General features: G+C 64.1%; 12 protein-coding genes and 2 pseudogenes. 5 read left to right on the top strand and 9 right to left on the bottom strand.

Going from position 1 to position 15383, the window contains the following annotated elements:
* Positions 1–7: 7 nt before the first annotated feature.
* From WKC72_RS21825 to WKC72_RS21805, 5 genes are all read right to left on the bottom strand, one after another.
* Positions 8–715, bottom strand: a complete 708-nt coding sequence (locus tag WKC72_RS21825) for an ABC transporter ATP-binding protein (protein WP_112298315.1) — start codon at positions 713–715, stop codon at positions 8–10.
* Entirely contained in the window at positions 712–1497 is a 786-nt protein-coding gene (locus WKC72_RS21820) for an ABC transporter ATP-binding protein (RefSeq protein ID WP_112298316.1), read from the bottom strand. The genes WKC72_RS21825 and WKC72_RS21820 overlap by 4 nt, the downstream gene beginning before the upstream one ends.
* Positions 1494–2729, bottom strand: a complete 1236-nt coding sequence (locus WKC72_RS21815; RefSeq protein WP_370179104.1) for an ABC transporter substrate-binding protein — start codon at positions 2727–2729, stop codon at positions 1494–1496. Before WKC72_RS21815 ends, WKC72_RS21820 begins: the two co-directional genes overlap by 4 nt.
* A 112-nt stretch (positions 2730–2841) precedes the next feature.
* On the bottom strand, positions 2842–4374 hold the full coding sequence (locus WKC72_RS21810; RefSeq protein ID WP_112298318.1) for a long-chain fatty acid--CoA ligase: 1533 nt from the start codon (positions 4372–4374) through the stop codon (positions 2842–2844).
* Between the two features lie 44 nt (positions 4375–4418).
* Positions 4419–5345, bottom strand: coding sequence for a cyclase family protein (locus tag WKC72_RS21805; protein ID WP_128638482.1), 927 nt, complete (start codon positions 5343–5345; stop codon positions 4419–4421).
* A 150-nt stretch (positions 5346–5495) separates the two neighbouring features.
* On the opposite strand from WKC72_RS21805, the gene WKC72_RS21800 reads away from it, so the two are divergent.
* Positions 5496–6455 carry a GlxA family transcriptional regulator gene (locus tag WKC72_RS21800; protein ID WP_128638481.1) on the top strand — a complete coding sequence of 320 codons (960 nt, stop codon included), beginning with the start codon at positions 5496–5498 and terminating at the stop codon, positions 6453–6455.
* Positions 6456–6587: 132 nt separating this feature from the next.
* Positions 6588–7226, top strand: coding sequence for an HD domain-containing protein (locus WKC72_RS21795; protein ID WP_037239444.1), 639 nt, complete (start codon positions 6588–6590; stop codon positions 7224–7226).
* Positions 7227–7242: 16 nt separating this feature from the next.
* Here the strand turns inward: WKC72_RS21795 and WKC72_RS21790 are convergent, their stop codons facing one another.
* Entirely contained in the window at positions 7243–8466 is a 1224-nt protein-coding gene (locus WKC72_RS21790) for an MmgE/PrpD family protein (RefSeq protein ID WP_037239442.1), read from the bottom strand.
* Between the two features lie 445 nt (positions 8467–8911).
* Here WKC72_RS21790 and WKC72_RS21785 point away from each other — a divergent pair, with 445 nt between their 5' ends.
* Positions 8912–10216, top strand: a complete 1305-nt coding sequence (locus tag WKC72_RS21785; RefSeq protein ID WP_370179100.1) for an MFS transporter — start codon at positions 8912–8914, stop codon at positions 10214–10216.
* A gap of 176 nt (positions 10217–10392) precedes the next feature.
* Here WKC72_RS21785 and WKC72_RS21780 read toward each other — a convergent pair whose 3' ends face one another.
* The 3 genes and pseudogenes from WKC72_RS21780 to WKC72_RS21770 all read right to left on the bottom strand — a co-directional run.
* Complete coding sequence (locus tag WKC72_RS21780; RefSeq protein WP_370184448.1) at positions 10393–10944, bottom strand: UTRA domain-containing protein; 552 nt, start codon at positions 10942–10944, stop codon at positions 10393–10395.
* A 108-nt stretch (positions 10945–11052) separates the two neighbouring features.
* A pseudogene (locus tag WKC72_RS21775) lies at positions 11053–12310 on the bottom strand (IS256 family transposase).
* 138 nt (positions 12311–12448) lie between these two features.
* Positions 12449–12610: pseudogene (locus tag WKC72_RS21770) on the bottom strand (GntR family transcriptional regulator); the annotation flags it as partial.
* A gap of 367 nt (positions 12611–12977) precedes the next feature.
* Here WKC72_RS21770 and WKC72_RS21765 point away from each other — a divergent pair.
* A complete protein-coding gene (locus WKC72_RS21765; protein WP_037239438.1) occupies positions 12978–14168 on the top strand; it encodes an acyl-CoA dehydrogenase family protein in 1191 nt (396 codons plus the stop codon).
* Positions 14165–15376 (top strand): CaiB/BaiF CoA-transferase family protein, encoded by a 1212-nt coding sequence (locus WKC72_RS21760; RefSeq protein ID WP_037239432.1) that lies wholly within the window; start codon positions 14165–14167, stop codon positions 15374–15376. Before WKC72_RS21765 ends, WKC72_RS21760 begins: the two co-directional genes overlap by 4 nt.
* The last annotated feature ends 7 nt before the right edge of the window (positions 15377–15383 follow it).

Raw genomic sequence — 15383 nt, 5'->3', positions numbered from 1 at the left:
CCTGTGCTCAGTAGCCGAGGTAGGCGCGTCGCACCGACTCGTCGTGGGCCAATCCGGCGGCGGCGCGTTGGGTGACGACACGACCTGCATCGACGAGCACCGCGGACGTCCCGATGTCGAGGGCCAGGTGCGCGTTCTGTTCGACGACGAGGATCGTCGTGTCGGTTTCCTCGCTGATCCGGCCGAGCACGCGAAATACCTCCTGGGTGATGCGTGGTGCCAGGCCGAGGGACGGCTCGTCGAGCAGCAGCAACCGCGGGCCTGCCACGAGGGCCCGGGCGATCGCGAGCATCTGTTGTTCACCGCCGCTGAGCCCGCCCGCCTGTTGCCGACGTCGTTCCCGTAGCCGCGGGAAGAAGTCGTACCAGTGCTCGATCGCCCGGTCGGTGGCGGCGACCGAAGTGGTGTATCCACCGACGCGGAGGTTTTCCTCCACCGTCAGATCTCCGAACGTGCCTCGTCCCTGGGGGACGTGGGCCACGCCGAGTCGGGCGATCCGGTCGGTGCGCATGCCGGTGACGTCGCGGCCGTCGAGGGTGATGCGCCCTGTGGTACGCACCAACTGGCAGATCGATCGCAGAATGGTGGTCTTCCCGGCGCCGTTCGCGCCGAGTACCACGGTCACCTGCCCTGCCGGCACCTGGAAGTCGATGCCGTGCAGCACTTCCGCGCGCCCGTACCGGGCATGCAGGTTTTCGACGGTGAGCATGTTCATGCGGCACCGCCCAGGTATGCCTCGATGACCTCGGGATGGGCAGCGACCTCGGCCGGTTCGCCCTCGGTGACCTTCTGCCCGAAGTTCAGCACCACCACGCGGTCGGAGATCGACATCACCATGGCCATGTGGTGCTCGACGAGCAGCACCGAGAATCCCCGTTCGTCGCGCAGGCGTCGGACCGTGTCGGCGAGTTCGAGGACCTCCTCGTGGATCAGGCCGTTCGCCGGTTCGTCGAGCATCAGAAGTCGGGGTCGTTGCATCAGTGCGCGTGCGAGCTCGACCCGTTTGAGCGTGCCGTAGGGCAGGTTGCCTGCCAGTTCGCGGCCGACGTGCTCGAGATTCATCGATTCGAGCAGCGCCCAGGCCTCCTGCTGTTCGTCGGCCTCCTCCCGGCGGGTGCGCGGCAGTCCCAACGCGGTGGCGAGGAAACCTGCCCGGGTGCGTGAGTACGCCCCGGTAAGGATGTTGTCGAGCACCGAGAGCGTCGGGAACAAGCCGATGTTCTGGAACGTGCGCGCGATTCCGGCGTCGGCGACAGCGTCCGCCGACAGCGCGAGCAGATCGGTGGACCCGAAGGTGATCTGTCCCGAATCCGGTTGGTACAGCCTGCTGATGCAGTTGAACAAGGTGGTCTTCCCGGCGCCGTTCGGGCCGATCAGCCCGACGATCTGTCCGGGCTCGATCGTGAACGACGGTCCATCGAGGGCGACGACTCCGCCGAACCGCAGGCGAACGTCGCTCACCTGCAGCGCGGGCACATCCGGGGGCCCGGCGCTCATCGGTCGGTGCTGCGGGTGACCACAGCGTCGTAGTGCCAGCTGCCATCGCGGAAGGTCATCGGAGCCATCGAGGTGATCGCGTACGGGTAGTCCGCGCTGGTATCGAAGGTGACGCCGTCGATGGACAGGTCCGTGGTGACTCCGTGCAGGTTCTGGACGGAGTCGAGCAGATCGGCGCGGGTGCACCCCTTCATCTGTTCGAGGGCGGCGACCAGCAGCTGAGCAGTGTTGTACCCGGTCGCCGCGATGGTGTCGGTGGACTTGATCGCATCGGCGTGCCGCTCGGCGAATGCCCGCCAGTTGCGCATGCCCGGTCGCTGGTCGTGGTCGGTGCTGCTGGCGTCGTAGATCCAGGAGAAGGAGTGCACATCTTCGGCGGCGTCGAGACCGGCCGGGGCCAGGACGAAGTTGGTGTCGGTGGCACCGGAGTAGATGTAGGTCTCCGGCTTCCAGCTCAGCTCGTGAGTTTTCTTCAGGGTCTGTGTCACGAAGCTGGCGGTGGCGAAGTTGACGAACACGTCGGCCCCGGAGTTCGCGAGGTTGACGACCTGGGAATCCACGGACGGTGTGGTCTGTTCGTACGACTGCTGCGCGACGATTCGCGCACCGCTGCCGTCGAGGGCGGATGTCAAGGCCGCGAGGCTGCCGTTGCCCATGCTGTCGTTCGGATACAGCACCCCGACTTTCGCTTGCGGGTGATCTCGCAGGATCTGCTCGGCGCGCTCGGCGACCTCCCAGCCGGTCTGCGGGTTGACCGCACCGGCGACCACGGGCCGTTTGTCGAGGGTGGCGAGCAGTTCGTCGGTGCCGGTCATGGGGAACACCAGCGGGACGTTCTTCTGCGCGAGATAGTCGACGACGGCGAGGGTCGACGCGGTGCCGATCAGGTTCTGGATCGCGAACACCTGCTGCTGTTCGACCAGCGACCGGACGTTGCCGACCGTGCGCGCCGGGTCGTACCCGTCGTCGAGTGCGGTGTAGACGATCTTGCGGGACTTGCCATCACCCATGGCGACGCCGCCCGTAGCGTTCAACTCGTCGAACAGGGCCGATGCCGCGGTCGCCTGAGGCCCGGCGATCGATTGCACCAAGCTGGTGCCGAAATGGATCTCGGTGTCGGTGATGCCCGGGTCGCAGTCACCTGCGGCGGTCGCAGTGTCGCGGCCCGAGCATGCGCTCAGGGACGCGGTGGCGCACAGGGCTGTCAGGCCCACGGCGAGGATGCGTTTCATGGTCGCTCCATGGTGGAAGGCGTGGAAGCCCGAAGTAAGTCGGGCTCAGGTATTTTCGGCAGGGCGCAGCGACGGCGACCGGGAGTCGTCGCCGCCGTGCGCTGTGTGGGGCCTAGACAGTTACGTGAGAGAAGCGTTCACGCAGGTCTCGTTTGAGGACTTTTCCGGTGACGTTCCTGGGCAGGGTGTCGATGAAGACGACCCGCCGGGGTACTTGGAATCCGCCGAGTTGTTCTCGGCAGGTGGTGATGATGTCGTCGGCGGTGGCGGTGGCGCCTTCACGGAGAACGACGACCGCACAGACTAGTTCTCCCCAGGTCTCGTCCTCGACGCCGATCGCCGCGGCCTCGGCGACGGCGGGGTGACGGTAGAGAGCCTGCTCGACGGTCAGAGACGCGACATTCTCCCCGCCGCTGATGATCAGATCCTTCTTTCTGTCGATGATGTAGACGAAGCCCTCGTCGTCTCGGCGGACCAGGTCGCCGGTGTGGAACCATCCGTCGGTGAATGCGGAGGCGGTCGCGTCCTCGTCGTGCCAGTAGCCGGTCATCACCTGGTCGCCGCGGATCACCATCTCCCCCACCTGACCGGTGGGCACGTCGCGCATCGTGTCGTCGACGATGCGGATGTCGACCAGGCGCATGGGTTTGCCTGCGGCGGAGAGTAGTTCGCTCTCACCACTTGCGGCACGCCGGTGCGCGTCGTAGTCGAGGTGCAGCACGTTGCCGGCGAGCTCCGTCATGCCCATGCCCTGGTAGAAGTCGCAGCGGAGGCGTTCGAGCCCCTGACGCAGTACTGGGGCTGGGATTGCCGACGAGCCGTAGCCGATTGCCTGTAGGGAGCTGAGGTCGTGGTCGTCGAGCGCGGGATCCTGGAGCAGAAAGTTGATCATGGTCGGTGCCAGGCCCGTCTGCGTGACCTGCCACCGTTCCACGAGACTCAGGAACGTCGCATTGTCGTACGTGCGGAGAATGCCGACGGTGCAGCCCATCAGGTGGTTGAGCAACGTCACGTACCCGCCGACGTGGCACAGCGGGAAGCAGAACAGGAAGACCGTGTCCTCCGGCAGTGCCCACTGCAGCGCCGACGACGTGATCCCGCTGACCAGGTTGCGATGACTGATCATCACACCTTTCGGCGTGCCGGTGGTGCCCGACGTGTACACCAGCCACGCAATGTCGTCCGGTGCCGGCCGCACCGCCGGCGCCGGCGCCGGCCCGTCGCCCACGAACTCGTCCCAGCCGAGGGGTCCCGGGGCGGTTCCGATGGAGACCACGGTGTGCACGGACGGGATTCGATCGCGAATCTGTGCGATAGTGCCGGCGAACTCCGCGGCCATGATCAGCACGGTCGCACCGGAGTGCTCGATCAGCGCGGCGATCTGGTCGGGATGCAAGCGGAAGTTGAGGATGGTCAAGGCCATCCCGGCCATCGGCACACCGTAGTAGCAGTCGAAGTATTCGGTGCAGTTCGTGGACAAGATTGCGACCCGGTCCCCCGGAGCCGCGACGCCGAGCAACGCGCCTGCAAGCCTTCTGCTGCGGTCACGCAGCTCGGAGTAGGTCACTGCCTCGTCCTCGAATCGCAGCGCGATCCGGCCGGGATGTTTGCGCGCGCCGTACTCGACGATGTCGCTGACCAGCATTCAGTTTCTCCTAGGTACTGGTGAGGTGGCGGTGGAATCGGTGCTCACCGGATCGCGAGGGGGTTGATCGGCGATCCCACACCGCGAGTGAACTGTAGGGGCGGTCCGGCGTAGAAGAAGTCGTAGATGCCGTCGGCAGCGCAGGAGGCGGACAGCTCCTCGAAGTCGAGCAACTCGGCAAGGGTCATGCCCATGTCCCGGATGAGCACCATGTGAAGCTCGAACAACGCCCCGGGGTTCTCACCGGGCATCACCTCGACCGCCCAGTTGTCCGAGCCCACCACCGCGACGTCGCGCTCGCGCAACCAGGACGCGCACGACAGACTCAGACCCGGTTCACCGGCCATGAAACCCGCCGGGTCGTGATCGGCGAGAAACTTTGCGCGCCAACCTGTGCGGATCATCACGATGTCGCCCGAACCGATCTCGACGTTCTGAGCTGCGGCGACGGCGTCGAGTTCGTCCGGAGTGATAGCGGTCCCGGCCTCGAGCCAGTCCACACCGCGCGCCCGGGCCACGTCGAGCAGTACGCCGCGCCCGGCGATCCCCTTCGCCTGGGTATGAATTCCGCACTTGTCGGCACCCTTGACGGTGACGCCGGATCCCGGATGCCCGTTGTAGAGCTGATCGTCGTAGTGCACATGGGACAGCGAGTCGTACTGCGAGCCCGCCTGCAGCGGCATGAAGACATAGTCGTCGGCCCATTTGAAGCCGCCGGGAAGCACCTGCTCCTGCCCGTTCTCGGCCATCAGCCGGATCGGATTGATCCGATTGCCTCCCGGCTGCGGCCCGTCACCGTCGAGTGGGATGCCCAGTTCGAAGATCGTGCCGGTCCGAATCAACGCTGCGGCGGCCGCGACACACTCGGGCGTGATGAGGTTCGTGGTCCCCCGCTCGTCGTCGACGCCCCAGCGACCCCAGTTGCTCACCTGTCGGCCCAGCTCTCGCATATCGGATACGGACGTGGTCATCCTGCCTCCTCGGCAATCGAACAAAGTATGACGTGACAGTCATGTCAACTATGCGAATTGTGACCTCCAGCACCCCCGGTGTCAACACCGGAACTACGGAAGGGTCCGAGCCTGCCGGCCATGGAAACACGATGCGAGGAAGATGAGCTCATGGATGTGCCCCACCGTGTCGGCGTGCTCGTGTTCGACGGCGTGAAGATGCTCGACGTCGCCGGTCCATCCGAGGTCTTCACGGAGGCCAATCGACTCGGCGCCACGTACGAGTTGGTGCTGTGCTCTGTCGGGGCGGTCGACGTGACCGCGTCCACCGGGATGCGGATTTCCGTCGATGCCGATGCCGCGGACACAGGTCATCTGTCAACCGCGCTGGTGATGGGCGGCGATATTTTTCCGTCGACGCCGGTGAGCCCGGAACTCGCCGGTGCGGCCACCACGCTGGCCGGCGATGCCGACCGGATGGCCTCGATCTGCACTGGTGCGTTCATCCTGGCGGCGGCCGGGCTCCTCGACGGCCGGCGCGCGACCACCCACTGGCAGCACGCCGCTACCCTTGCGCGCGGGTATCCCCGGATCACCGTGGAACCCGACGCCATCTTCGTCGAGGACGGCACCATCTTCTCCTCGGCAGGGGTCACAGCCGGCATCGACTTGGCCCTGGCTCTCGTCGAACGCGATCACGGCACCGAACTGGCACGAGCGGTAGCCCAGTCGCTCGTGGTGTTCCTGCAGCGACCCGGCGGTCAGTCTCAGTTCTCCCCCAGCTTGCGCGGGCCGCGGCCCCGCACCGGACAGCTCCGCGAGGTGGTCGATGCCGTGGCCGCAGACCCCACCGGTGACCACTCCATCACCCGACTCGCCGCGCGCGCCAACGTCAGCCCCCGGCATCTCACCAGGCTGTTCCAGGACGAGCTGGGCACCACCCCGGCCAAGTACGTGGAGCTGATCCGATTCGACACCGCCAAAGCCATGCTGAATGCAGGACACACGGTGACTTCCGCGGCTCAGCACAGCGGGTTCGGCAGCCCGGAGACCTTACGACGCAGTTTCATCCAGCATCTCGGTGTGTCGCCCCGGGCGTATCGGCAGCGATTCCACTCCACCCAGCGCTGAAAGCAGCCGCCAGGGCATGTCCCGATCTGTGCGGAAGTGGGCCGGAATGCCGGTTTCCGCCGCGGTTGACGATGCCACTGTGAAGTAGAGCAGCCGCACCCCGCGGACCACTACTCCGGAAGCGAGAAACGCATGACCGACACTGTCGCAGGCATCGACATTCCCGACACCGCCCTGGTCACCGAGGCAACCGAACTGGTGCGGGAGGCCGCGAACCCGTTGATCTACCACCATTCCCGCCGCGTGTTCCTGTTCGGTTCCCTCCGAGCCCGTCACCAGAAGGTCACGTTCGATCCCGAGCTGCTGTACGTCGGAGCGATGTTCCACGACCTCGGCCTCACGACGAAATACCGCCGCACGGATCAGCGATTCGAGATCGACGGCGCCGACGAGGCCCGCAATTTTCTCCGCTCCCACGGAATCGGCGAAGACGAGGCAGACACCGTGTGGACGAGCATCGCACTTCACACCACGCCCGAGATTCCACTGCATATGGCACCGGAGATCGCGCTGCTCACCCGGGGAGTCGAACTCGACGTACTCGGTATCGGCTACGACGCGATCACCGACGAGGAACGCGCCGCCGTCGTTGCCTCCCACCCGCGGCCGAACTTCAAGAACGAGATCCTCGCTGCCTTCACGGGCGGTCTCGAAGACCGCCCAGACACCACGTTCGGCAACGTGAAGGCCGATGTGCTGGCACACTTCGTACCCGGCTTCGTTCGGGGTGACTTCGTCGATGTGATTCTGAATTCTGCTTGGACTGAATGATTTCCGTCCCGGTTCCTCAGTTGACACCGCCCGGCAGAAGACGTTGCAGCATTGCTGCTGCCGAAATCCAGTCCAGCTCCACTATCTCGGCTGCGCGTTCGTCACCGACACACCCTCGAACTTTGGCTTCGAAATCTGTGACGGATGCCGGCCGGCCCGGATGGCCCGTGGGCAGTTCAACCACGGCCTCGAGATGTGATCCGTCACGGAGTTCGACGATTACCGTGCAGTCTCCATCGAGCACACCCTCCCCCACGGGCTCGGCGACCACGCTTACGCTGTCTAGGATGTTCCGAACTTCCGGCCGCTGCACGGCAGCGTCGGTGAAGCTCCCGATATCGGGGAACCCGTCCAGCAGGGCGGCCGCTATACCGTAGTTCAGCGAGAACTTGCCTTCCAGACCCGAACTCGGATAGTTATGGATCAACGGCAGTACCGCGCTGCGCGGAGTGTGCAGCCGTATGCGGGCGATGTCGTCGATCGACAATCTACCCAGCGACCGGATCGCAGCGATCGGACGCTGGAGCGCGTAGCAACACGGGTGAAGCTTCAGCCCGAGACCATCCGGAATGATGGGACCTTCGACCTGCGGTGATCTCCGACCTCCGACGAGCCGGAACCATTCACCGACTGCCCGAGGGTCGGCGGTCGCGCCGGCTGCGGCGAGTCTGGCCGCTCGCACACCGGCCTGGGCAGCGAATCCGACCTGCATCGACTTGCCTGCGGTACCGAAGGCCTGGCGGACGCCACCTGCGCCGGGGACAGCGTGCGCCATCGCAATCGCGATACCGTCAGAATCGAGCCCCAGCGACAGCCCCGCCGCAACAGCAGCCGCGATGGCACCGACCGTCGCGGTGGTGTGCCATCCCTGCGTGTAGTGGTTCCAACCGAGCGCAGTACCCAGACGCGCCATCACGCCCGCCGCCGCCAGATACTCCCGCGCACCGCCGCCCGCCGCCAACGTGGCAGGAACGCAGACCACACTGATGTGCGTCGTGGATGGTATGTGCAGATCATCGAAATCGAGCACGTGTCCGACCGCTGCCCAACGCAACGCAGCAGGCAGACCGTCCGTCCACGCTGCTACCGGATCATCCATTGCAGCAAGGGTCACTGCAACGGTATCGACAAGCGCACGTCGAGCGAGTTCGAGTTCCGCGGGCCCCGGCTCGATGCCGGCGGCCCACCTTGCGAGATCGTGCGCGCTGACACTGGTTGATTCGTGCGGCGCAATCGCCATAGCCCACTCCTTTTCCGCACCGGAGCGCCCGGTGCGCTAGCTGAGCATTCAATGGCACACCATACCGTTGAACGGCACACAGGACAAGCAATCGTTCCTCGGTTCGGCATGAAGCCGCCCTTGCGTATCCGCGCCCGCCATCGCGCCCACCTGGCTTGTAGGCCAACATACTTCACCGCAGATGATCCTCGTGAACCAACCTTGACAGAGTGTGATCCGAGGCACGATACTCATTTTCCGAAACACTGTGCCGTTATGTAGCACACCAGGGTCGTTGCAGAGATCGAATCAATCGCGGAGCTTCCCCGATTCGGGGTTCGACGCCTCGGGCCCTGGACGGTCCAGTGCCTCAAAACTTCGCCCACGACGTGAACCTCATCGAGCCACAGGCAGCCAGAAGCCCTGCGGAACCACGCGCAACGCCTTCAGAGAAAGACACTTCGCAATGAGAATAGAGACATCCGATAAACCGGCCATCTTGAACCCGAGGCGACAGCTGATTGCCGGCACCATCGGGCACTCGGTCGAGTTTTTCGATTTCCTCGCGTACTCGTACCTCGCGGTCTACTTCGCAACTTCCTTCTTTCCCTCTTCCGAATCCTCGGGATTGGTCCCGCTCCTGAGCGCCTTCGGCGTTTTTGCCGTCGGGTTCCTCGCCCGTCCGCTGGCAGGGCTCTTCATCGGACTCTTTGCAGATCGGTACGGCCGCCGGCGAGCCTTGAGTCTCACCATCAGCCTCATGGCCGGCGGCAGCCTGCTCGTCGCGGTCTGCCCCACGTACAGCCAGATCGGTGTCGCCGCGCCCATAATTCTCACTGTTGCCCGCATTCTGCAGGGGTTGTCCGCTGGCGGCGAGTACACGACTGCGGGTGCCTTCATCGTCGAATCCGCCCCCGACGGTCGACGTGGTTTCTATTCGAGCTTCATGTTCGTCGCGTCGGGCATGGGGAAATTGGCATGTCTGGCCTTCATCACCGCGTTCGTCGCGCTCATCGGTGAAGATGCGATGCGCGACTACGGTTGGCGAATCCCCTTCGCCGTTGGCGCCTTGGCCGCGGTCGTGGCCTGGTACATTCGCCGCGGAACTCAGGAGACGCTCGGAACTACCGTCTCCGACGACGGCGCGGCACCGGTGAGCCGCAACCCGCTCAATGCTCTGCAGCGTTACCCCAAACAGTCCCTCATCGTGTTTGCCATCGCAACCGGAATGGGTGTTGGACAATATTTTTGGGCTACATACCTGACTACGTACTTCCAGATCCAGAACGGCGCCTCCGCCACCACCGCAATGACGGTCGGCATTATCACGCTGATTCTCTACACGATCGCACAGCCGGTAGCCGGGCTCATCTCCGACAGGTACGGGCGTAAACCATGCATGTACGTATTCGGCATCGGCACCATCATTGTGACGCCTTTCCTGCTGTCGATCACGAGTTCGAACTTTGCGGTACTCATATGCATTCAGCTCGTCGGGCTTCTGTTGCTCAGCTTCTGCACGTCGATCACGTCAGCTGTGATGGTCGAAAACTTCCCACCGCACGTGCGAGTGAGCGGCCTAGGCTTTCCCTACTCGCTCTCGGTGGCAATCTTTGGTGGAACGGTCCCGCTTGTGGCCACCGCACTGGCCAATTCCGGTTATTCCCAGTACTTTCCGTGGTACATCGTGGCCACTGCGGTTGTTACGCTCGTGGGCGCCATATCGGTACCGGAAACGTTTCGCAGCGACATTTCGGGCGAAGAATCCTGATCGGCATTCTCCCCTGCCCGCATAGCTGACGTTCGCGCAGACATGCGGTCGAAGTCCTCGGGAGATATTACGGATTCGCTCCTTCTCGGGCCCGCCGCACGGCCCGAGAAGGGGCTTCGTAGTCCAGGCGTACATGGACGGCGGGGCGAGTCGGCTTCACTCCCAGCCACCCGTCCTCAACTTCTGCCGATGGTGTTTCGGTAGGTGTAGTGCTCGGGCAAGTAGTAGCTGACCGCCAGCTCGACTGCCCGACTGTCCGAATCGAAGTAGACGCGATCGGCGCGCAACAGGGGATGCTCGGCGGGGCAGTCGAGGTGATGGGCGATCTCCTCGGCTGCCGGCGCCACGGTGATCGACTGCACGAGTTCGACAACGGGAGACGCCAGGTGAGGTTCCAAGAGACCGATGATCGTGTGCACTCCGATCGCGCCCGGCTCCGTCCCCGCGCCGCCGCACAGGTGCTGCGCGTGAAGATCCGGCAGATGGACGGTCGTCATCGCGAACACGATTCCCGCGTGGCGGCGTACATACGCGATCGTGGAGACGAGGTCACTGTCGAGGCGTAGACGGCTTGCGGCTTCGATGTCGGCCCTCCGTCGCAGAGGCGCAACGATTTCTGTTGTGGTACCAGCGGGAAGATTGGTCAGTTCTTCAATCGGTCCGAGCCGCCGGAGGCGTCTACTCCCCAGTTCGGAGACATAAGTGCCCCTCCCCGGAACGCGATACACCAGGCCATCCGCCACGAGATCGTAGAATGCTCGCGATAGCGTCCCACGGAATGGTGTAGTTCGGATCGGTGAACCATCTGGTTCGTGATCAACGAGTCGTGTTGTAGGTTATGCGGGTTCGAGTTCTGGTGTCAACGATTGTGCCGGTGTCTCGGCGGTTGCGGCGCGTTGTTTGGCAGCGATGACCACTTTGAGTTCGTCCATGCTGACGTCGGAGACGTACCGGCGGGTGACTTGCCACTCGTCGTGCGCTTCGATCACCACCGCCGTCGCCAGACGTAAGAATGCGGCCGGGTTCGGGAAAATTTCGACGACATCGGCTCGTCGTTTGATTTCCTTGTTGAGCCGTTCGATCGGGTTGTTCGACCAGACCTTCTGCCAATGCGCCCTCGGAAACCCTCGAAACGCCAGTACATCCTCCTTCGCTTCGCGCATCATCGACGCCACCTTCGGAAACGACTCAGCCAACGTGTCCGCAACCTGGTCCCATTGCTTGGCAACAGCATCGGGTTCGGTGTGCGCGAAGATCGTCTTGATCGCCGCCATCACCGGCGGCACATGCTTCGACGAGACCACCGATCCCACGTTGCGCATGAAATGAACCCGGCACCGCTGCCAGGAAGCGCCGGTGAACTGCTGGGCTACAGCAGCTTTCAAAACCTGCATGCGCATCGGAGATCACCAAATGCACCCCCGACAATCCCCGTGCCCGCAGGCCGACAAGGAACTCGCGCCAGAAGTCGAACGATTCGCTGTCTCCGACCGCGGTGCCGAGCACTTCCCGGGTGCCGTCGATCGAGACCCCGGTGGCCACCACGAGGGCATGAGAGACCACGTGCGCGCCGATCCGGACCTTGCAGTACGTCGCGTCGAGGAAGATGTACGGAAAGCTCGTGTGGGTCAGCGTGCGCTCCCGGAACCGGGCGATTTCGGTGTCCAACCCGGCACAGATTCGTGACACCTGCGATTTCGAGAGCCCCGACTCGACGCCGAGTGCAGCGACGAGGTCGTCGACGTTGCGGGTGGAGACACCGTGGACGTAGGCCTCCATGATCACCGCGTACAGGGCCTGATCGATGCGCCGCCGGCGTTCGAGCAGGCTGGGGAAGAATGACCCTGATCGCAGCTTGGGGATCTGGACTTCGACGTCCCCGCTGGTGGTCGCGACGGTCTTGGGCCGGGTGCCGTTGCGGTAGTTGGTGCGCTCGGCGGTGCGTTCGTAGCGGCCGGCGCCGAGTACCTGGGTGGCTTCGGCGTCGATCAGCGCCTGCAGGCCGGTGCGGATCAGTTCGGCGAACACGCTCGCGGGATCGGCACCCTTGAGTGCATCGAGCTGGGTGATCAGGGCAGAATGGTCGTGGGTCATCGCGTGGTCCTTTGGTCGAGTCACTGTGGTAGGTAACTCGTTCATCACTACGCGATGGCCCACCCATAACTCGGCCACGACACGCCCGAGCTGCGGCTACGCTGCCTCACCGAATTCCCACCACTCCGCGGGACTTACCCATGCTCGCCGCACGGTCTGCCGACTCAATCCATACTTTCCGGCAAGTTCGAGCTCTGTGGGAAGCTGTCGACCACCGTGGAACTGGCCCGCAGCGATTTGCTCGCGCAGCGCGTGGGACAACCGCCGATGCGCCGGCGCCTCTTCGTTGTCGCGGCCCATGAGCCCACACCGATCCGTTCCTGTCGCCCTTCGGCATCATTCATTGCCGCGACGCGCTGTCTTCCATGCCGATCCAGAGGGATCGTCCGCGAACCATCGTAGTGGAAGTTGGCACGTTATGCCATATATCGGCACACTCCGTCGAGTCCCGGCACGCCCATCCTCCCCACTCACGCCAGGGTCTCGGCCGACATCGGAGTACGCAGACCGGGCCGACGTGGATGCACCGACACCTCGCACCAGTACGGACGACAATTCCGCGGACGCTCACCGGACCGAGGGTTGACCAACACGGCTTCAGTACGGCATCCTGATTCATATCGGAACACTGTGCCGCATAGAGGCACGGATGAAGGGTTGAAGCCTCATGACTGCTGTAGTTGACGACCTCGGGTCGTCAGGAGCCGGATATCTCACCGACGAGCGGCTCGCGATCCAGGCGATGGCGCGGGAGTTCGCCGCCAAGGAAGTGCTGCCCGTGGCGAACGAACTCGATCCGGTCAAGGGCGAGATTCCGATGGAACTGCGCCGGAAGATGGCCGACCTCGGCTTCTTCGGTGTTCTGATTCCCGAGGAATACGGCGGGCTGGGCCTCGGGGTCTTCGAATACGCCCTGATCGTCGAGGAACTTGCCCGCGCGTGGATGAGCGTGTCGAGCCTTATCGCTCGCGGACAACAATTCACCGCGGGCTTCACCGAGGAACAGCGCCGACAGTACCTCCCGCGGATGGCCACGGGCGACTTCCTCAGCGCCTTTGCCTTGTCCGAGCCCGATGCAGGATCCGATGTGGCGGCGCTGTCGACTCGGGCCCGCAGGGAAGCTGACGGGTGGCGGATCAGCGGCCAGAAGATGTGGTGCACGTTTGCCGACGGAGCCGACTACCTCCAGGTATTCGCCCGTACGTCACCCATTGACCGCGACCACCGATCGCGCGGTATCAGCTGTTTCATCATGCCGAAGCCTCGCGGTGAGCTGCCCGCGGGAGTGACGGGCACACCGGTACGCAAGATCGGATATCACGGATGGCAGACCTGGGAGTTGTCGTTCGACAACGCCTACGCAGCGGGTGACTCCATGGTCGGCCCCGAAGGCGAGGGCTTCAAGGTCGCCATGGGCGATCTCGAGACCGCCCGGATTCATACCGCCGCCCGCGCCATCGGCGTGGCACGCGGAGCGCTCGAGGACTCCGTTGCGTATGCGCGGCAACGCGTCCAGTTCGGCCGTCCGATCGGTGACAACCAGGCGATTCGGTTCAAGATCGCGCACATGGCCACCGAACTGGAGGCGGCCCGATCGCTGATGTACCGGGTGTGCACCGAAGTCGATGCCGGCCGGCGCAACACCGTCGAAGCGTCGATGGTCAAGTACCTCGCTACCGAGATGGCCGAACGAGTGACCAGTGAGGCTCTGCAAATTCACGGCGGTGCCGGATACACCACCGATTTCGCTGTCGAACGGTACTGGCGGGATGCCAAGCTCACCAAGATCTTCGAGGGCACATCCGAAATTCAGCTGAAGATCATTTCGGATTCGATCCTCGGAAGGCAGGCAAGATGAAAGAGCCGGCCGCCGGGCCACTGAGCGATGTCGTGGTGATCGACCTGACCACCATGCTGGCGGGGCCCTTCGCCACCATGGTCCTCGGCGATCTGGGTGCCGACGTGATCAAGATCGAACCCCCTCATGGAGATTTCATCCGAGAGCAGGGACCGTTCGCACCGGATGACGAACTACGCGCATTCGGTGGGTATTTCCAGAGCGTCAATCGCAACAAGCGCAGCGTCGTTCTCGACCTCACCACCGAAGAGGGACGCACCTCGCTGCTCGAACTGGTCGCGCACGCCGATGTCGTCGTAGAGAACTTCCGCCACGGCGTCATGGACCGGCTCGGGCTGTCCTACGAGCGACTCCAGGAGAAGAATCCCCACCTGGTGTACGCGGCGATCCGCGGATTCGGCGACGAACGCACCGGTAGCAGCCCGATGCGGGACTGGCCTGCGTACGACATCACCGTCCAGGCCCTCAGCGGCTTGATGGAGATCACCGGCGAGCCCGACCGCCCCCCGATCAAGACCGGTCCCGGTCTCGGTGACACCGTGCCTGCGCTCTTCGCGGTGATAGGCCTGCTGTCGGCCGTGCACCGTGCTCGCCGCGACGGCGTCGGTGGCTTCGTCGATGTGTCGATGTACGACGCCATGCTGGCAATGTGCGAACGCACCGTGTACCAGCACTCCTACAACGGCGATGTGCCGACCCGGCAAGGAAACAGCCATCCCCTGCTCTGCCCGTTCGATGTCGTGCCCGCGGCGGACGGGTGGGTCAGTATCGCCGCGCCGGGCAACAATCACTGGCAGCAACTCTGCGCGGTAATCGGACGCCCCGAGTTGGCGACGGACGAACGCACGAGGGACAACGTCAGCCGACTGGCCAATCGTGACTTCACCATGTCTGCGGTGACCGCGTGGACGACCACGCGGACCAAGGACCAGATCGTGGAAATACTCGGCGGCAAGGTCCCGGTGGCACCGGTCAATACCATCGAGGACATCTATGCGGATCCCCACGTGCGTGCCCGCAACATGCTGGTCGAGGTCGATCATCCCGGCGTATCCCACCCGCTGACGATCGCCAACACTCCGATCAAATTCGCGGATGCGCCCCCGACCCACCTCCGGCGAGCACCGCTACTCGGCGAACATACCGATGAAGTGCTGGCCCAGTTCGAAACCACCACAGCTGCCTTCCAGCTCGAAGAAACAAGATAGGGAGATC

It is taken from the genome of Rhodococcus wratislaviensis (assembly GCF_041228765.1).
In the GTDB taxonomy this organism is placed as follows: domain Bacteria; phylum Actinomycetota; class Actinomycetes; order Mycobacteriales; family Mycobacteriaceae; genus Rhodococcus_F; species Rhodococcus_F wratislaviensis.
This window is presented reverse-complemented; position numbering and strand designations above follow the sequence as displayed.

Coding starts and splice junctions, on each gene's coding strand:
- WKC72_RS21785 (WP_370179100.1), top strand. CDS start 8,912: ATGAGAATAGAGACATCCGATAAACCGGCCATCTTGAACCCGAGGCGA.
- WKC72_RS21820 (WP_112298316.1), bottom strand. CDS start 1,497: ATGAGCGCCGGGCCCCCGGATGTGCCCGCGCTGCAGGTGAGCGACGTT.
- WKC72_RS21795 (WP_037239444.1), top strand. CDS start 6,588: ATGACCGACACTGTCGCAGGCATCGACATTCCCGACACCGCCCTGGTC.
- WKC72_RS21825 (WP_112298315.1), bottom strand. CDS start 715: ATGAACATGCTCACCGTCGAAAACCTGCATGCCCGGTACGGGCGCGCG.
- WKC72_RS21815 (WP_370179104.1), bottom strand. CDS start 2,729: ATGAAACGCATCCTCGCCGTGGGCCTGACAGCCCTGTGCGCCACCGCG.
- WKC72_RS21800 (WP_128638481.1), top strand. CDS start 5,496: ATGGATGTGCCCCACCGTGTCGGCGTGCTCGTGTTCGACGGCGTGAAG.
- WKC72_RS21810 (WP_112298318.1), bottom strand. CDS start 4,374: ATGCTGGTCAGCGACATCGTCGAGTACGGCGCGCGCAAACATCCCGGC.
- WKC72_RS21760 (WP_037239432.1), top strand. CDS start 14,165: ATGAAAGAGCCGGCCGCCGGGCCACTGAGCGATGTCGTGGTGATCGAC.
- WKC72_RS21790 (WP_037239442.1), bottom strand. CDS start 8,466: ATGGCGATTGCGCCGCACGAATCAACCAGTGTCAGCGCGCACGATCTC.
- WKC72_RS21765 (WP_037239438.1), top strand. CDS start 12,978: ATGACTGCTGTAGTTGACGACCTCGGGTCGTCAGGAGCCGGATATCTC.
- WKC72_RS21805 (WP_128638482.1), bottom strand. CDS start 5,345: ATGACCACGTCCGTATCCGATATGCGAGAGCTGGGCCGACAGGTGAGC.